The following is a 2,521-nucleotide window of genomic DNA, read 5'->3' as shown; positions in this document are numbered from 1 at the left end:
GTTCCGGGGCGGTGGGGCGGGTGGGGCGTACGGCGTTCGAGTGGTGCGGTGCGCTGTGGGGCCGTGACGCGACCGGCCCCCAGGCGCCGTGCGCCTGGGGGCCGGTGGTCACCGCTCGACCTGGGTGGTCGGTCAGCGGTTGACGGCCTGGTTCGCGAAGGCCGGGTTGAGGGCGCCGATGACGTTGACGGTGTTGCCGGAGACGTTCACCGGGACGTGGACCGGGGCCTGGACCAGGTTGCCGGAACCGACGCCCGGCGAGTGGACGGCCTTGCCCTGGGCCAGCGCACCGCTGTCGGTGGCGGAGGCAACACCGGCTCCGGCGGCGACGAGGCCACCCGCGACCATGGTGACGGCAGCGGCCTTCTTCAGGTTCTTCACTTCAGGATCCTCCTAGACGTGGCCGCGGCCAGCCGCCGCGGCACGTCATGAAGAACGCCCGTCCATCGATGAGGATGCGCCATGTGGGGGACATACACCCGACGGTATGAATCTCGGACCGGATGTAGACCGTCCGCTCAACCCGTGATCCCGTGGCGCACGGCCCACAGCGCCGCCTGGGTGCGGTCGGAGAGGTCCAGTTTCATCAGGATGTTCGACACGTGCGTCTTGACGGTCTTCTCGGAGAGGACGAGCGCCCGGGCGATCTCCCGGTTCGAGCGGCCGTCGGCGATCAGCGTCAGGACTTCCCGCTCCCGTTCGGTCAGGGTGCTCCCCCGGCCCGTGCCGCCGTTCCCGTCCTCCTGCGCGAGCAGCGCGCCCGCGACCTCCGGCTGGAGGAGGACGTGGCCCGCGTGTACGGAGCGGATCGCGCCGGCCAGGGCGTCCGGGTCCACGTCCTTGTAGACGTAGCCCGAGGCACCCGCGCGCAGGGCGGGGACGACCGTGCGCTGCTCGGTGAAGCTGGTCACGATCAGCACCCTGGCGGGGTTGGCCAGCTCCCGGAGCTTGCGGAGCGCGTCGATGCCGTCCGTACCCGGCATCTTGATGTCCATCAGCACGACGTCGGGGCGCAGCTCCTCCGCGCGGGCGACGCCCTCGGCCCCGTCCGCGGCCTCTCCGACGACCTCGATGTCGTCCTGGACCTCCAGGAAGGTGCGCAGACCACGGCGCACCACCTGGTGGTCGTCGACCAGCAGGACGCGGATGCCGTTCTTCGCGGGGCGTGCGGCGTCAGCCACCGGGAACCTCCATCTCGATCGTGGTGCCCTTGCCGGGCGCCGATTCGACGGTGAGCCGGCCGCCGGCGCCGGCGGCGCGGTCGCGCATCGAGACCAGGCCGAGGTGGCGGCCCGCCCGCCGTACCGTCCTCGGGTCGAAGCCGCTGCCGTCGTCGGTGACCCGCAGCCGGGCGCCCTGGCCGTTCTTCTCCAGTACGACGTCGACACGGTCCGCGCCGGAGTGGCGCAGCGCGTTGTGCAGCGCCTCCTGGGCGACCCGCAGGAGTGCTTCCTCCTGGGCGGCGGGCAGGGCCCGTACACCGCTGCTGTGGAAGGTGACGCGGGCGGTGTGGGCGCGGTCCATGACCTGGATCTGGGTGCGCAGCGTGGCGATCAGACCGTCCTCGTCGAGGGCCGCCGGGCGCAGTTCGACGACGGCGGCGCGCAGCTCGTCGGCCGCCTCGGCGGCCAGCGAGGCCACCTGCTGGAGTTCGCCCTTGGCGCGGGCCGGGTCGCGGTCGACGAGCGCGGCGGCGGCCTGCGCGGTCAGGCGCAGCGAGAAGAGCTTCTGGCTCACGGCGTCGTGCAGCTCGTGGGCCAGGCGGGAGCGTTCCTCGGCGATGGTCAGCTCGCGGCTGCGCTCGTACAGGCGGGCGTTGGTGAGGGCGATCGCCGCGTGCTGCGCGAGCATGGCCAGCAGTTCCTCGTCCTCCTCGGTGAAGCCGCACGTGCCCTCGGGCTTCGGGCAGCGCTTGTTGGCGAGGAAGAGAGCGCCGATGACCTCGTCGCCGTCGCGGATCGGCAGGCCGAGGAAGTCGGACATGTCCGGGTGCGCCGAGGGCCAGCCCTCGAAGCGCGGGTCCTTGCGGACGTCGGCGAGGCGCTCGGTGTGGGCGCCGTGCAGCATCGCGGCGAGGATGCCGTGCTGGCGGGGCAGCGGGCCGATCGCCTTCCACTGTTCGTCGCTGACGCCGTCGACGACGAACTGGGCGAACCCGCCGTGGTCGTCGGGGACCCCCAGCGCGGCGTACTCGGCGTCGAGCAGTTCGCGGGCGGACGCGACGATCGTCTTCAGTACGTCGCGCACTTCCAGGTGCCGGCTCATGGCCAGCAGGGCGGAACTCACGGCCGTCAGGCCGGCCCGGGGGGACGGGCTCTCCGCTGCTCGAACGCAGTGGAGAGCGTTCGGATCGCTCATGTGGCCACCGTACCGGCGGGCCGTGGGGGCGGTATCGGACCTGGGGAGGCCGCTCGTCGGGGCGCGCGTCCGGTTCGCCCAGCGTCGTACGCAGACGGGCTTCGACCAGCGCAAGAACATCTCCCATGCGGCGAGCATAAGTCGCGTGGGGAAGGGGCAAGGG

Annotated in this window: 3 protein-coding genes; all 3 read right to left on the bottom strand. The window is 72.3% G+C overall.

Features of this window, described 5'->3' with window-relative positions:
* Positions 1 to 132 precede the first annotated feature (132 nt).
* The 3 genes from E2E34_RS33320 to E2E34_RS33310 all read right to left on the bottom strand — a co-directional run bounded on the left by E2E34_RS33320 (position 133) and on the right by E2E34_RS33310 (position 2,358).
* Positions 133 to 381 carry a chaplin gene (locus tag E2E34_RS33320; RefSeq protein ID WP_138899258.1) on the bottom strand — a complete coding sequence of 83 codons (249 nt, stop codon included), beginning with the start codon at positions 379 to 381 and terminating at the stop codon, positions 133 to 135.
* Between the two features lie 137 nt (positions 382 to 518).
* The gene (locus E2E34_RS33315) at positions 519 to 1,181 is read right to left on the bottom strand and encodes a response regulator (protein ID WP_279637921.1); all 663 of its coding nucleotides are present in this window, start codon (positions 1,179 to 1,181) and stop codon (positions 519 to 521) included.
* Positions 1,174 to 2,358, bottom strand: coding sequence for a GAF domain-containing sensor histidine kinase (locus E2E34_RS33310; protein ID WP_138905564.1), 1,185 nt, complete (start codon positions 2,356 to 2,358; stop codon positions 1,174 to 1,176). The genes E2E34_RS33315 and E2E34_RS33310 overlap by 8 nt, the downstream gene beginning before the upstream one ends.
* Positions 2,359 to 2,521: the final 163 nt, after the last annotated feature.

The sequence above is a fragment of the Streptomyces albidochromogenes genome, from assembly GCF_005981925.1.
In the GTDB taxonomy this organism is placed as follows: Bacteria; Actinomycetota; Actinomycetes; order Streptomycetales; family Streptomycetaceae; genus Streptomyces; species Streptomyces albidochromogenes.
The sequence above is the reverse complement of the archived record's forward strand: the minus strand, read 5'-3'. Positions and strand labels throughout refer to the sequence as shown.

What these genes read in the sequence shown, in the direction of transcription:
- E2E34_RS33310 (WP_138905564.1), bottom strand. Translation starts at nt 2,358, where the DNA reads ATGAGCGATCCGAACGCTCTCCACTGCGTTCGAGCAGCGGAGAGCCCG.